A 237-nucleotide genomic window follows, 5' to 3' on the forward strand; every position below is an offset into this window, starting at 1 on the left:
AATGGGGCCGGACGAGCGAAGGAGACTCACGTGGCCATCCGCGTCCTACTGGTCGACGACCAGCCGCTGCTGCGTACCGGCTTCCGGATGATCCTGGAGGCGGAGCAGGAAATCGCGGTCGTGGGCGAGGCCGGCGACGGCCTCCAGGCCCTCGACCAGGTGCGGGCCCTGCAGCCCGACGTGGTCCTGATGGACATCCGGATGCCCCGGATGGACGGGGTGGAGGCCACGCGGCAT

The 237-nt window shown here is 70.0% G+C and carries 1 protein-coding gene; it reads left to right on the plus strand.

The window, feature by feature from the left end; all coding sequences use genetic code 11:
* Positions 1-30: 30 nt before the first annotated feature.
* Positions 31-237 (plus strand): response regulator (locus SZN_RS37410; RefSeq protein ID WP_007506771.1); only part of this gene is annotated, 207 nt, incomplete at its 3' end.

Source organism: Streptomyces zinciresistens K42 (genome assembly GCF_000225525.1).
In the GTDB taxonomy this organism is placed as follows: domain Bacteria; phylum Actinomycetota; class Actinomycetes; order Streptomycetales; family Streptomycetaceae; genus Streptomyces; species Streptomyces zinciresistens.